Source organism: Bacteroidota bacterium (assembly GCA_016711505.1).
Classification (GTDB): domain Bacteria; phylum Bacteroidota; class Bacteroidia; order AKYH767-A; family 2013-40CM-41-45; genus JADKIH01.
Genome location: JADJSV010000001.1, coordinates 600,734 through 615,401 on the forward strand (window position 1 = coordinate 600,734; position 14,668 = coordinate 615,401).

Here is a 14,668-nt window from a genome sequence, read left to right on the forward strand (position 1 = left end):
GGTTCTGCCGGGTGTTTTTGATTATTGCAATGACAAAATTGATTTATCTGCTAGTTATTCTCCTTTGCTCTTCTTGTCTGACCAGAAAGAATATTGATTTTAAATCAATAGAAAATGTTACATATGCTTCAGAGAATAATTCTCCTGTAATTAAATTCGATCTCAAAATTCATAATCCGAATAACTGGGGTCTGAGAGTTACAGATGTAAACACAAATGTATCGATAGATAATAAAATGATCGGGTCTACACTTCTTCCTGAGACAATTAAAATTGCCAGGAAGTCAGATATTCTCATTCCGATGCAATTAAATCTTTCCCTGGCTGACTTGCTTACATTTTTGCCGCAAGGACTTAGCCTTTTCACAGGTAATAAAACAACGATCAATACCTCTGTTGATGGCGGGATTACATTAAAGAAATTTTTATTCAGAAAACGTATTGCAATAAATCTGAAGCAAGAACTTGATTTGAACCGGTAGTTGAATAAACAACCAGCATTGTATCATGAACTACACACAAAAATTATCTGAAATAACAGCAACAGTTGAAAATGAATTCGGAAATCTGAGTGAAGAAAAACTGAACATGAAGGCAAACCCTGAATCATGGAGCATTGCACAATGTATAGAACATCTGATCATATCAAACTCCAAATATTTTCCTGCATTTGAAGCGGTATTATCAGGAAAACATAAAATGACTTTCTGGGAGAGAAACAATCCATTAACAACTTACACCGGAAAGCAGATGGTCAAAACTCTTGGACCTGTTGTAGTAAAGAAATTTCAGGCACCAAAACTTTTTCTCCCCTCCCGTTCTACAATTAAAGTCTCAATCATTAAAGACTTTATAGTTCATCAGGAAAAACTTTGTTCACTTTTAAAAAAACTAAACACTCCTCAATTTGAAAAAATTGTGATCACCTCTCCTGTTGCTGCTCTTCTCACTCTTAAACTCACCGATGCAATGGAAATCTTAGTTGCTCATGAAGAACGACACTTGAATCAAATGCTTCGTATTAATTAATAAAGGAAAAGTTGTTTCCGGGAAGAGAATTTTTTTGGGGGGGCCCCCCCCATTAATAATTAATTATTTTCATTTTTGTCCGACCCAAAAAAACCCCTTTTATTTGGTGGTAAATAAAAAATAAATCCCCCCCCCCCCCCCCCCAACCCCCCCCCCCCCCCCCCCTCCCGTCGCCCTCCCCCTTCGGGGGGGGGGGGAGGCCGGGCCCGGCGGGGCCCCCCCCCCCCCAACAAAAAAAAATTGGGGGAGGGGGGGGGGCGGCCCCCCCCCAAACCCCCACGATTGGGGGGGGGCGCGGGGGGCCCCGGGGTTTTTTTTTGTCCCCAAAGGAAAAAAAAACACAAAAAAACGGGAGGAAGCGGCTTCAAAAGGGGAAATTCATATCGGACGCTAGTGATTAGTAATTATTAATTATTAATTAAAAAAAATCCCGCCGGTATTAAGAGCGGGATCAACCTAAAGAAAATACACTAACCTGATACTAATTATACTATTTTTCTTTTTGTCTTTTATAGATGAAAATTTGTCTGCCATTTTCTTTAATGATCACTTTCTCTAATTCCGGTGCGCTTTCACCTTTGTCACCGAATACGATAATGTGATCTTCATTATCCAGACTGTCAGGAATATTAAGATCATCATGATCATACTTTTTTATGATCTTAGTCCTCTTGCCATTTTTGTCAATATTGATCTCAACGTGTTCTTTGTCTGAAGATGGGGATTCAGAAGGTGTCGGTGGAGATGGCGGCACTGGATGATTCGGATGATTGCCATGGAAATTTATATCAATATCATCATCCTCAAAGTGCATTTCAAATTTAAGATTTGCCATAGAAGCTTCAAGGTCTTGCATCACATCTTCCAATTCACGCATCGATTTATCAATTTCAATGTGGATATCCGCTGATTCACCTTTCTTTTTGTCACCGGACTTCTTTTTATCTCCGGAGCTGATATGCATACTGTAGGATAAACCTTTCTGATCCTTTCCACTTTCACTTTTTCTATTCTTCAGCATCGATAAATTCAAGTCATGTTTGTCACTTATGCCTTGCATTACACTGTAAAACTCTTCATCATTGTCAACATTGAAAGTTGTGTCAATACTTTGACTATTCTTTTTATCCGTACTTTTATATTTGAACTTTACTTCACCATTATCTTTACGGATCAACGAAACTGATTGGGCAAAGGTAACAGACAATGTCAGCAGGATTATGGCTACTCCGAGTACGATCCAGGCTAATACAATACGTGAGGGAAATTTATTGATCATAATGGTGCCGTTTAATGAACCAAAGATAACTCCGGAAGAACAGAACAGGGTTAATGCGCCGTTAATCTCTGTTAAAGATTGGTTAAAGTCGACCTTTAAATGTTAACAGATTTGTATTTTTGCATGTAATGAATAAGAAAAGTATCAGAGGTATAATTGCACTGATGAGTATCGCTTTGATTGGTGTGATCGGCCTTCAGCTTTACTGGATCTTTCATGATATCCGTTTAAAAGAACAGCAATTCGAGCAGTCTGTTAATCAGGCAATGAATTCTATTGTTGACCGGATAGAAACCAATGAGGCAATGAATATTCTCCACGAAAGAGTATTCAATTTTGACCCGCAAAGAGTAACTCAACTTATCATCCGCGACACGACAAATTTCAATCCGGTCACAATAACTGATACGAGTATTGAAATTCCCAACTTACCCGGTCATCCGCCACCAATCATGGAAGACCTTGACAATGCGGATATCAACATAGAATTCCATCGTCCGGGGAGCAATAGGTCCTTTTTACGTGTCCAAAAGAGGAATTATTTTCACAAAGACTCGGTAAGTCAGCACACGATCCATAGTTCGCAGATTACAAGGGTTTTCGGTGATTCAGCGGAAATAACGATTCGTCAAAACGAGGAGAAAATCAAGGCCAGACTTGAAAAGCTCAATGATGTAATGCAGAAAGTGGCCGTTGAATTCGCCGGTCCGGAGGGCGATGTTTTATCACGGATTGACTCAACTCGACTGGATTCTCTGATTAATATGGAATTGAAAAACCGCGGCATAGATATTGACGTAAATTACGGGGTATTGAATGGCCTGTCTAACTCATTTCTTATTCAAAAAAGTAAGATAGACCAAAAAGAACTGCAGAATTCAAAATTCCGGATTCTCTTGTTTCCAAACGACATTGTTTCGAAACCGGATTACCTGATCCTGCATTTCCCCAATACCATTAAATATGTGTTGGCATCTATGTGGTTTATGCTCGCCAGTTCAACACTCTTTACATTCATTATCCTGTTCGGTTTTGCATATACCATTCAGGTCATTTATAAACAGAAAAAATTGTCCGACATAAAAAGCGATTTCATAAACAATATGACGCATGAGTTTAAAACTCCAATTGCAACAATATCTCTGGCTGTTGACTCTATAAAGAATCCAAAGGTTCAGAATGACAAGGAAAAGATGGAATACTTCACGCGAATTATCAGAGAAGAAAATAAAAGAATGAACAGTCAGGTTGAAAATGTATTACAAATGGCACAGCTCGAAAAAGGTGAATTACATCTCCGGAAAGAGCAGTTGAATCTTCATTCTATCATTCTCAATGCAGTTGATTTAATTGATCTGCAAGTACAAAGTAAAGAAGGCAAAATTGATCTTGCACTTGATGCAACTATTCCAATGACAATTGGTGATCCGATACATCTGTCGAATGTCATTTTTAATCTGCTCGATAATGCGAATAAGTATTCCCCGGAGAAGCCGGTTATCATGATTTCAACTTACAATAATAATGAAGGATTATTCGTTACTGTAAAGGATAAAGGTGCCGGAATGTCAAAAGAAACGCAGAAAAAGATCTTTGAAAAATTCTATAGAGTACCAACCGGAAATATTCACGATATTAAAGGATTCGGACTTGGATTAAGTTATGTAAAAGAAATCGTGGAATTACATAAAGGCACTATCAAGGTAGATAGTGAACCCGGTGCAGGAAGTACTTTTGAAATATATTTACCATTCTCATTTCATTGAAAACCCTAAATACAATGACAGCAAAAACAAAAATTTTACTTGTAGAAGACGATCCCAACTTCGGTTCAGTTCTTAAAAATTATCTGGAACTGAATGACTATGAAGTTAAGCTTTGTACAGACGGATTCGCAGGTTACGACCAGTTTGTCGCTGGCAAATTTGATATCTGTATTCTTGATGTGATGATGCCGCGGAAAGATGGATTTACTTTAGCAAAAGAAATCCGTGAAAAAGACGAACATGTTCCTGTCATCTTTCTAACAGCAAAAACTATGAAAGAAGATATGCTTGCCGGTTTCCGCGTAGGCGCAGATGATTATGTTACAAAACCATTCGATTCAGAAGTTTTGCTTTTGAAGCTAAAAGCTATTTTGAAGAGAAAATATCTGAAAGAAGATTCTTCCTTAGATATTATTAATATTCATGGAAAAGGGTTTCGGTTAATCGATAATGCTTAGTACTTTTGGTCGATTACCAAACTTAACTTAAAGACCCTTATTTGTGGATAGAAGGAATTTTATCAAGAGCTCATGTACTTTTTGTCTGGCCGCAACCGGTGTTGCTGCGATTACAACTCTTCTGGAAAGTTGTGGGACAATGCATGTTTTTAATGGTAGCATTAATGATAATTCTATTACGATTCCGATAGCTGAACTTACAGAAAAAGAATCTCTGATCGTTAAAGCGAAAAACACTTCTGCTGATATTGCATTGATCAAAATGAAGTCAGGTGAATGGAAAGCTATTCTAATGCTCTGTACTCATGCGTCTAATCCGGTAACTTTTTATGGGAGTGGATTCCGTTGCAATGTTCACTTCAGTGAATTCAATCTGGCCGGAGTTCCTCAAAGCGGACCGGCCCAGAAACCTTTAAAAGTTCTGACTACTGAACAGACGGCTGATTCAATTGTAGTCAGATTACTTTAAAGCTACTATTTAAACAACGTCAATTTTCGATTTGCCATAAATTCAATCCAGTTGTTACTTGTTGACTAAAACACGTTTGTTTATTAATCTACCATTCAGGTCAAACTGAATAATATAAAGTCCATTACTTAACTCTGATATATCAAGTTGTGAAAAATATGCTGAAATATCACCTTCTTTCTTCAGAACAACTTGCCCTGTCAGATCGAACAGTTTGACAGAGAATTGCGAATTCAAAATGTTCGAATTAATTTTTATAATTCCTGTTGTCGGATTCGGATAAATAAATAATTCAGAAGATTCTAATTCTTCTACCCCGACTTGAAAATCAATTCCTAAATTGACATTATAGAAATCACCATAATCTGCTACATTGGTTATTATTGTTGCAGCACTTCCATTATAAATACGAAAATATCCATTGCCATTGTAGCAACAAATACCATCACCATAAGTATCGTAAACTGTTACTGAATAACAGCCGTCAGATAAATATATAGTGTCGGTATATAGAGTAAGAGGCGAAGTAAAATTATTTCTTGAAAATAAGACTGTACCCTGTGCATCCTTAACAGTCCATGAAACTTCTTCAGGCGATGAATCTGTTTTGGTCAATATCCTCAAAAAATTAGTATTGTAAATATTAACCGGATTAAATGAAGAACGCAGAGTATCATCAAATAAATATTCATCGTTATTGGAATTTGGTTGATCAATATATGCTGTGAAAGTATGATTTCCTGAACCAAAAGTTATAGCCGGTAATGTTACAGTTGTACTATCCATCAAATTCAGTGAGCCTGTCCACACATACGATTGCACAGAGCCGTTGTCCACAAAATAATGTATGTTCAGACTAGTCAACGTTGCGCTTCCATTATTTTTAATTACTATTTGTGGCTCTAAGCCATCACAGCCCGGATTTCTTCTTCTGTATTCATAAGCATTTGTAGGAGCAGCAATTCTTTCAATTGATGCATTGTTAGTATAATTAATTGCTTTGTATTCTATGGCATGAGATTGAATTGCATATTCAGGATGATAAAATCCTGAAGGCCCACCCGTAACAGTATAAGGTACCATATTGTAATCAACTGCCAGCGTTCCACCGGGTGAAATAAAAGGAGTGGCATTATAATCCTGAGGGGTTACATAAGATCCGGGACACCAGTTTGCACGTTTATAGAACCATGTACTTGTATAACCCGGGGCCCCTTGCGGATATAGAGGATTAGATCCACAATCTGCACGCCATATTCTTTGATCAAAATCTGTTCCGGCAATATTCAAAGTATGGGTAACATCAAAAAATTCAGCTACATTTTGATTCGGGTAACCTCCAAAACCATGTCCGGTTGTAATCAATCTGATCTTTTCATAAACTGTATTGGTATCTACAGGAATTGAAATCATAGATAAATGATTTTCGATAGGGTCAGCAGCATTTCCATATTGCCATGTCCCATTCCATAAGTTAGTAATTTTAAAAGCATCCATTGGTGGCGTTCCTTCAATAAAATAAAACTCATTCGTCACCAACCAGCCATTGCTATACCCGCATACATTCGAAACAAATGTTACACTGTCTTGCAATAATGTTCTGTAATCTGTTACATCATACCACAGATCTACTGCCATTCCATAAGGAGTAACTGCACGCGCAATTTCAATTTGCTCCTTTACATTGAAGTTAACATAAAATGAATCATACTCGAGATAAAGTGATACGTCCGGATTAACAAAAACCGAATCTGTTGCATTTCCCAGACTATCGAAAACATAATTATTGTAATAAGCCGGCCATACAGTAACCTGATAAGTTACTGTCGCAGGATTGAGCGAATCAGAATAAAAGCTGACTACAAATGTGGGGTTTTCAACTGAATCAATTGATGATGTAGTAGTATCGTAAGAATAGGAATAGGAAGGCAATGTCATATATTGAATTGTATCAACAATATTTCCATCTACAGTAAAAGAAGGAAAAGCTGTTAAAGTTGAATCAACTTCACCTGTTTCTCTTTCAACTTTTAATGTTGCAATGCGGTCATAAATATCGCATCCGAATCCGGGACAAGTCAGTTTGTATTTTAATAATATCCGGTAATAAGAAAGTGAATCAGAGGGAAAAAGAAAAGTCCCTTTTCCTGTGTTGCAATTCTGATGCAGAAGTCCCGAAAAACCATTCACAATGGTTGTATCACCGGTTGCTGCATTTGCAGAATCGGGCTTCAGCATGGAAGTCAGAACAATAACTGTCAGAATTATTGTTGTAATATGTTTTAATTGTTTCATCTTTCTTTAAATTTACCGGGGATTCAAATATAATAATATTCTGTAAAACATGTCATTTTATATTGCCATCATTCTCTTTATTATCTCTGTTATAGCGGGATTAATAGTTAGTATAATCGGAAAAAATACACCAAAAGAGAAATTTTTCCTTTATGCTGCAATACATGGAATGTTTCTGTTTGCATTCATAGCATCGTTGATACTTCGGAAAGATCCAAACGCATTTAATTATTTCTTTCTGACATATATTTGTAGTGGACTGGTTTTGTCCGGACTTGCCTGGCGGAGTAATACAAATTTCGGATTAAAGATCTATTTCAGCATTTTTGTAATTACAATAGCTATGTTTATCCTTTCTCCATCACGTCTGGTTAATTTTCTGCTTACGACAAAATATCAGGACACATTGGGAGAATCATTTCAAGTTAAAGAAAACTTTTTCCTCGAACGACAAAGCTCTTCAATGCGCTCTGAAAATATTCCATTATATAAATTGATCAGAAAACGCGGGATCTTCCATTCAACAATTGCCCGTGACCTTAATTTCAACGGACAAATTGATTCAATCAGAGTGCTTGATTTTGACAAATCAAATCTTTCACTGATCAGAGGATACACAAGCAAATCAACTTATGTAAGTACAACGATCGATAGTGCTGATGTAGAAATTTTAATGAAGAAAAAAACACAAGACGGCTTAGAATATAAACTATGAGCAAGAATTTACTTTTCACCAAACTATTTGTTATCATAACAGTGATAACTTGTGCAGGTCAATTGCCCGACACAGACATCTTTCTTTTTAAAGCCAGATCAACAGGTAAATCACATTCTTTCGGTGAAGCAAAAAACATCACTAATCGAATTGGTTATGATAACCAGCCCTGCTTTTCTCCTGACAGCAAAGAACTGCTATTTGTTGCTGTAGAAGATAGTGGACAATCAGAGATCTGGAAATATAATATCAAAGACAAAACCAAAACACAAATTACAACTTCTGAAGAAAGTGAATACTCCCCTACTTTCATTCGCGGCGGAACAAAAATTTCAACTGTAAGGGTTGATAAAGATGGTGGACAGCGGTTCTATGTATTGGATTATCCGGAAACAACAAAGTCAGAGTTGGTCAAAAATTCAGACAGCATCGGATATTCATGTTGGGTAAATGATTCAATGATTACGATGTTCGTTGTAGAAGATACCAGTTCATTACAAGTTCTGGATCTGAAAACAGGACAGCGAACGTTTGTATTAACAAATCCCGGAAGGTGTATGAAGATACATCCGAAGAATAAAGAACTTTACTTTATTGATAAAAATGATTCCGCACACTGGTATCTTTCTACATACAACTTCAAATCAAAAAAAGTAAAACAAATTATCGAGACGCTTCCCGGTTCAGAAGATTTTGCATTTTTTTCTGATGGCACATTGATCTGCGGTTTTAAAGGTGGTGTTTTTGAATTGCAAGGTAAATCATGGGTTGCAATTGGAAGACCGATTGTATCTATGGACAATGATTTCTATCGAATTGCTATCAGCCCCGATGACCAGTACATTGCAGTCGTGTCCTTCAAAGGCAAAAAACCATGATGTACGATTACCTTATCGTAGGACAAGGAATTGCCGGATCGACACTTGCTTATATGCTGCGAAAAAAAGGTAAGAGAGTTTTTATCATCGATAAATTTTCCCCGAACAGTTCGTCGCAGGTTGCTGCAGGGCTTGTGAACCCGATCACAGGCAGAAGGATTGTAAAAAGCTGGATGGCTGATGTTGCGCTTCCCTTCGCTTTTCGATTTTATTCAGACTATAAGAATGAAATCGGTACTGAAGTTTTCCATCAGATGGATGCTCTTGAGGTGACAGGTACAATCCATGAGTTCAACGAATGGACGCGAAGAATGGATGAACAAAATCTAACCAATTATTTTCGAGACGATGCGCCCAATGAATTGTATCGTGGAAAGATCCGTGACTTTATAAAATTGGTTCGCATTACTTCTTCCGGATGGATGGATATACCTCTTTTTGTTTCCGCTATCAGAAACATTTTCGAAAGTGAAAATTGTTTCAGGAATGAACTATTTGAAATTGGAGATCTCATTGTTTCAGAAAAAGAAGTAACCTACAACGACATCAAAGCAATTAAGATCATTTTTTGTGAAGGTTATAAAGGTCCTGAGAACGAATTCTGGAATTTCATTCCTTTGATTCCTGCCAAAGGTGAAATTGTAGTGATCAGATGCAATGAATTACCACAAGATTTTATTCTTCTTTCAGGAATGTTCATTGTTCCGATCGGCGATCATAAATTCAAATGCGGTGCTACGTATGAATGGAAATTTAAAAATGAATTACCAACTGAATCAGGAAAAACAAAATTACTTGAAATGCTCAATGAAGTACTTAAAGTCGATTTTGAAGTTATTGAACATACTTCCGGTGTGCGACCAACAGTGAAAGACAGACGACCCGTCATAGGAATGCATCCTGAATTTTCCAACGTTGGAATATTTAATGGATTGGGAACAAAAGGCGTTTCGCTGGCTCCGTATTTTGCGAATCAATTTGTGGAGTATCTGGAGAATGGTGGAAGCTTGAACATTGAAGTTGATGTAAGGAGATTTCAAGTGAAAAAATAAACACAGAAGTGGCAATAAGGTTAAAAATGAGACCGCTCTTTTTATCCGTGCACTCTTATGTTCTTAGTGTTAAAAAAATCGAAGAACGTAGTTTGTCATGATTAATCTCTACCTTGAATTACATCCTATAATTTGGAAATTCTATTCTTCGCTTCGAGAAATTCCTCCCAGACTTCCTTCACAATCTCACCTGCCGGAATTATTTTATGTACTTCAGCAGCAACCTGTCCAATTTCCAATTCACCTTCTTCCATATCTCCTTCAAACATTCCTTTCTTAGCCCGTGCACGACCGAGGATCAATTTCAATTCATCAGCGCTTGATCCTCTTCCTTCAGCTTCGGCTATTTGATTGAAAAATTTATTCCGCATCATACGAACAGGTGTCAGTTGTTTTAATACAAGCATTGTCTCCCCTTCCTGGCTTTCAACAACTTTGTTTTTAAAAGATGAATGTCCTGATGATTCTAATGATGCCACAAAACGTGTTCCCATTTGCACTGCTTCTGCACCTAATGCAAAACAAGCAAGCATAGAACTTCCCGAAGCAATTCCGCCTGCAGCGATCAACGGTAACTTTGTAGCTTCTCTGATGATTGGGATCAATACAAGAGTTGTAGTCTCTTCCCTTCCATTATGTCCGCCGGCTTCAAAACCTTCTGCAACGATTGCATCAACTCCGGCTTCTTCACATTTCAATGCAAACTTTTTATTAGCGATCACATGAACAACCTTTATTCCATGTTCCTTAAGCTTTGATGTCCACGTTTTAGGATTACCTGCTGAAGTAAAAACGATGGGTACTTTTTCTTCTATTATGATCTGCATGATCTCTTCAATGTTCGGATAAAGCAGTGGAACATTCACTCCAAACGGTTTTGAAGTTGCTTTTTTGCATTTCTGAATATGCTGCCTTAAAACATCCGGATACATCGATCCGGCACCAATTAGTCCCAATCCACCGGCATTACTTACCGCAGATGCCAGTTCCCATCCGCTACACCAGATCATACCTGCTTGAATTATAGGATATTCTATGCCGAAAAGTGAAGTGATTCTATTGTTCATATTGTGCACAATTAAGCCTTAGAAAGCAGCTTAATATGCGCCAAAAATAATACTTTTACCGACCGGAATCAGCACAAACCAATTTAATATTATGAAAGCAATTATTCCTGTTGCAGGGATCGGTAGTAAACTAAGGCCGCATACGCATACACAGCCAAAAGCTCTTGTACCCGTTGCCGGTAAACCGATCTTATCACATATCGTCGATAAACTGGTTTCCAATGGAGTAACTGATTTTATTTTTATCATTGGATACCTGGGTGATAAAATCGAAGAATATATCAAGTCTAACTACCCTGCGCTTAAAACAAGTTTTGTTCTTCAGGATCCCCGTGAAGGTACGGGACAAGCAGTCTGGCTTAGCAAAGATCTGATCAGTCCGGATGAAGAATTGATAATAGCATTAGGAGATACAATTTTCGATGTTGACCTGAAAGAGATTATCGAATCCAGCGGTTCAATGTTAGGTGTAAAAAAAGTTCTTGACCCAAGAAATTTTGGCGTTGCAGAATTAGATGAGAATGGGATCATAAGAAACGTTGTAGAAAAACCACCTATACCTAAATCAAATTTAGCATTGGTTGGGATCTATAAGATCAAAGAAACGAAACAACTTTATGATGCACTGGAACACATCATCACGAAAAATCAACGGACGCAAGGAGAATTTCATCTTACGGATGCAATAATGCTGATGATATCGGATGGTGTCATCTTCAAAACTTTTCCTGTCGAGAACTGGTATGATTGCGGCGTAAAGGACAACCTCCTGGAGACGAATGCAATGTTACTTAAGAAAAACTGTAAACCGGTAGAAGCAGATAAATATCCAAATACTATAATTATACCACCCGTAAGTATTGCCGAATCCTGTCAGATCAGTAATAGTATTATCGGTCCAAATGTTTCAATCGGCGACAATACTATTATCAACTACTCAATCCTGAAAGACGCTATCATTGGCTCTTATTCAGAACTGGAAAATGCAGTTTTACATCATTCTGTAATCGGCAGTGATGCTTCTTTGCATGGATTAAGTCAATCATTGAACCTGGGTGACAGCACAGAAATTGATTTTGGCTGATCAACTCGAATACATTTAATTTCAAGAAAACAATAAACCATAATATGGAAAAAGATACAGAGATCTTCAGTCTCATCAATAAAGAAAAGAAACGTCAGCAGCATGGAATTGAATTGATCGCTTCTGAAAATTTTGTAAGTAAACAAGTAATGCAGGCAATGGGCTCTTGTCTGACGAATAAATATGCTGAAGGACTACCGGGAAAAAGATATTACGGCGGATGTGAAATTGTAGATCAGGTTGAGCAGATCGCTATTGATCGTGCAAAGACATTATTCAATGCAGCATGGGTTAATGTTCAACCGCATTCAGGAGCGCAGGCAAATGCTGCTGTTATGCTTGGCGTGATTCAACCGGGAGATACAATTCTTGGTTTTGATCTTTCTCATGGTGGCCATTTAACTCATGGTTCATCTGTAAACTTTTCCGGCAAACTTTATCGCCCAACATTCTATGGTGTTCGTCAGGAAACCGGTCAGGTAGACTATGATGCAATGGAAGTTACAGCAAGAAAAGAAAAACCGAAATTGATAATTGCAGGTGCTTCGTCTTATTCGCGTGACTGGGATTTTATCAGAATGAGACAAATTGCTGACGAAGTTGGCGCATTGCTTATGGCAGATATTGCACATCCTGCCGGATTGATCGCACGTGGTTTGCTGAATGATCCGCTTCCTTATTGTCACATTGTTACAACTACAACACATAAAACACTTCGCGGACCAAGAGGCGGAATAATCATGATGGGCAAGGATTTTGAAAATCCAATGGGACACAAAACTCCTAAAGGAGAAATCAAAATGATGAGTGCTGTACTTGATGGCGCTGTTTTTCCGGGAACACAAGGTGGACCACTGGAACATGTTATTGCAGCAAAGGCTGTAGCATTTGGAGAAGATCTTACTGATGAATATTTCAAATATTGTGTTCAGATGGTTAAGAATGCAAAAGCTATGGCAAATGCCTTTATCGCTTTAGGATATAAGATCATTAGTGATGGCACCGACAATCATTCAATGCTTATCGATCTGAGAAGTAAAAATGTTACCGGAAAATTAGCTGAAAATATTTTAGTGAAAGCAGATATCACTGTAAACAAAAACATGGTTCCTTTCGATGACAAATCACCTTTCATTACATCCGGGATCCGTGTCGGTACTCCTGCAATGACCACCCGGGGCATTAAAGAAAAAGATTGTGAAAAAATCGTAAAGCTTATCGACGAAGTCCTGATGAATCACGACAATGAAACGAAAGTTGCTGGTGTTAAGAAGAAAGTGAATACGATGATGGAGCGGTTTCCACTATATTAGTTCAAGGTTCAAAGTTCAAAGTTGGCTTCGTAGTTTCCTACGCAGCCAACTTTGAACTTTGAACTTTGAACTTTGAACCTTGAACTAACTTCTATCCAACTCCCAAAATAATCCTCCGACATAATTGCCAGGCCTTGTTTGGTTATTGAAAGTGGCCTGAAGGTATCGACCATTACTGCTAATTCTTTTGTTTCTTTTTGACCGATACTTTTTTCAACAGTGCCCGGATGCGGACCATGCGGAATTCCTGCCGGATGCAATGTGATCATACCACGGGTTACTTTTTTTCTGCTCATAAAATCTCCATCAACATAATAGAGAACTTCATCCGAATCAATGTTACTATGATGGTAAGGAGCAGGAATGCTTAATGGATGATAATCGTATAGGCGCGGAACAAATGAGCAGATCACAAAATTATTCGCTTCGAATGTCTGATGTATTGGTGGCGGCAGATGCAATCTTCCTGTGATCGGTTCGAAGTCATGAATTGATAAGATGTAGGGATATAAATTTCCATCCCATCCGATGGCATCAAAAGGATGCGTTGCATAAATGTAAGGATAAACAATACCCTGTTTTTTGATCATGATCTTGAATTCACCTTTCTGATCAATCGTCTCCAGCTTTTCAGGTTTGCGGATGTCTCTCTCACAGAATGGAGAATGCTCTTCTAATTGACCGTAAGCATTTCTGTATCTTTTCGGAAACTCAATTGCAGTAAAAGATTCAACGATGAAAAGTCTGTTGTTGCTATCAGTAAAATGCAATTGGTAGACCGTTCCTCTTGGAACAACTAAATAGTCACCATATTTAAATTCAAGCTGACCATAAATAGTTTTTATTGTTCCACTTCCTTCGTGAATAAAGATCACTTCATCGGCATCGGCATTCTTGAAAAAATAATCTTTCATTGATGCCTGTGGTGAAGCGAGTGTAATATGTACATCCGAATTCACTAATACCGGAACTCTGCTACGCAAATAATCTGATGTCGGAATAACATTGAAGCCTTCGAAGCTCTGATGTTTCAAAGATTTTTCAAATGCTATTTCCGGCGCAACTGAAAAAGATTCTCCAATGGATTTTACCATTGTAGGCGGATAACAATGATAGATCAGTGAGTAGACATTCGAAAAGCCGTGAGTTGAAACCAATTCTTCTGCATATAATTCCTGATTTGGTTTTCTGAATTGTGTATGTGGCTTAGGAGGAAGACTGCGCAGTTTGTGGTGTTGAGCCATAAGATATTTTTTACACGTC

At 37.8% G+C, this 14,668-nt stretch carries 14 protein-coding genes; 10 read left to right on the forward strand and 4 right to left on the reverse strand.

Features of this window, described 5'->3' with window-relative positions; translation table 11 throughout:
* Positions 1–29 precede the first annotated feature (29 nt).
* On the forward strand, positions 30–482 hold the full coding sequence (locus tag IPL24_02570; GenBank protein ID MBK8362583.1) for an LEA type 2 family protein: 453 nt from the start codon (positions 30–32) through the stop codon (positions 480–482).
* A 25-nt stretch (positions 483–507) separates the two neighbouring features.
* Positions 508–1,029 (forward strand): DinB family protein, encoded by a 522-nt coding sequence (locus tag IPL24_02575; GenBank protein MBK8362584.1) that lies wholly within the window; start codon positions 508–510, stop codon positions 1,027–1,029.
* Between the two features lie 490 nt (positions 1,030–1,519).
* Here the strand turns inward: IPL24_02575 and IPL24_02580 are convergent, their stop codons facing one another.
* A complete protein-coding gene (locus tag IPL24_02580; GenBank protein MBK8362585.1) occupies positions 1,520–2,308 on the reverse strand; it encodes a hypothetical protein in 789 nt (262 codons plus the stop codon).
* Positions 2,309–2,436: 128 nt separating this feature from the next.
* Between IPL24_02580 and IPL24_02585 the strand changes: the two genes are divergently transcribed.
* The 3 genes from IPL24_02585 to IPL24_02595 are packed head-to-tail and all read left to right on the forward strand — an operon-like array spanning position 2,437 to position 5,001.
* Positions 2,437–4,074, forward strand: a complete 1,638-nt coding sequence (locus IPL24_02585; GenBank protein ID MBK8362586.1) for a HAMP domain-containing histidine kinase — start codon at positions 2,437–2,439, stop codon at positions 4,072–4,074.
* A 14-nt stretch (positions 4,075–4,088) separates the two neighbouring features.
* Positions 4,089–4,532 (forward strand): response regulator, encoded by a 444-nt coding sequence (locus IPL24_02590; GenBank protein ID MBK8362587.1) that lies wholly within the window; start codon positions 4,089–4,091, stop codon positions 4,530–4,532.
* Between the two features lie 43 nt (positions 4,533–4,575).
* On the forward strand, positions 4,576–5,001 hold the full coding sequence (locus tag IPL24_02595) for a Rieske 2Fe-2S domain-containing protein (GenBank protein MBK8362588.1): 426 nt from the start codon (positions 4,576–4,578) through the stop codon (positions 4,999–5,001).
* Between the two features lie 54 nt (positions 5,002–5,055).
* On the opposite strand, the gene IPL24_02600 is transcribed toward IPL24_02595, so the two are convergent.
* The gene (locus IPL24_02600) at positions 5,056–7,296 is read right to left on the reverse strand and encodes a T9SS type A sorting domain-containing protein (GenBank protein ID MBK8362589.1); all 2,241 of its coding nucleotides are present in this window, start codon (positions 7,294–7,296) and stop codon (positions 5,056–5,058) included.
* Between the two features lie 49 nt (positions 7,297–7,345).
* Here IPL24_02600 and IPL24_02605 point away from each other — a divergent pair, with 49 nt between their 5' ends.
* Genes IPL24_02605 through IPL24_02615 form a run of 3 tightly spaced genes read left to right on the forward strand, consistent with a single transcriptional unit; the run spans position 7,346 to position 9,941 of the window.
* Positions 7,346–8,011, forward strand: coding sequence for a hypothetical protein (locus IPL24_02605; protein ID MBK8362590.1), 666 nt, complete (start codon positions 7,346–7,348; stop codon positions 8,009–8,011).
* Positions 8,008–8,889 carry a PD40 domain-containing protein gene (locus IPL24_02610; GenBank protein MBK8362591.1) on the forward strand — a complete coding sequence of 294 codons (882 nt, stop codon included), beginning with the start codon at positions 8,008–8,010 and terminating at the stop codon, positions 8,887–8,889. The genes IPL24_02605 and IPL24_02610 overlap by 4 nt, the downstream gene beginning before the upstream one ends.
* Entirely contained in the window at positions 8,889–9,941 is a 1,053-nt protein-coding gene (locus IPL24_02615) for an FAD-binding oxidoreductase (GenBank protein MBK8362592.1), read from the forward strand. The genes IPL24_02610 and IPL24_02615 overlap by 1 nt, the downstream gene beginning before the upstream one ends.
* 125 nt (positions 9,942–10,066) lie before the next feature.
* Here the strand turns inward: IPL24_02615 and IPL24_02620 are convergent, their stop codons facing one another.
* Positions 10,067–11,008, reverse strand: a complete 942-nt coding sequence (locus IPL24_02620) for a nitronate monooxygenase (protein ID MBK8362593.1) — start codon at positions 11,006–11,008, stop codon at positions 10,067–10,069.
* 91 nt (positions 11,009–11,099) lie between these two features.
* Between IPL24_02620 and IPL24_02625 the strand changes: the two genes are divergently transcribed.
* On the forward strand, positions 11,100–12,092 hold the full coding sequence (locus IPL24_02625; GenBank protein MBK8362594.1) for an NTP transferase domain-containing protein: 993 nt from the start codon (positions 11,100–11,102) through the stop codon (positions 12,090–12,092).
* Positions 12,093–12,136: 44 nt separating this feature from the next.
* Positions 12,137–13,405 (forward strand): serine hydroxymethyltransferase, encoded by a 1,269-nt coding sequence (locus tag IPL24_02630; protein ID MBK8362595.1) that lies wholly within the window; start codon positions 12,137–12,139, stop codon positions 13,403–13,405.
* Between the two features lie 8 nt (positions 13,406–13,413).
* Here the strand turns inward: IPL24_02630 and IPL24_02635 are convergent, their stop codons facing one another.
* Positions 13,414–14,649 (reverse strand): homogentisate 1,2-dioxygenase, encoded by a 1,236-nt coding sequence (locus tag IPL24_02635; GenBank protein ID MBK8362596.1) that lies wholly within the window; start codon positions 14,647–14,649, stop codon positions 13,414–13,416.
* Between the last annotated feature and the right edge of the window lie 19 nt (positions 14,650–14,668).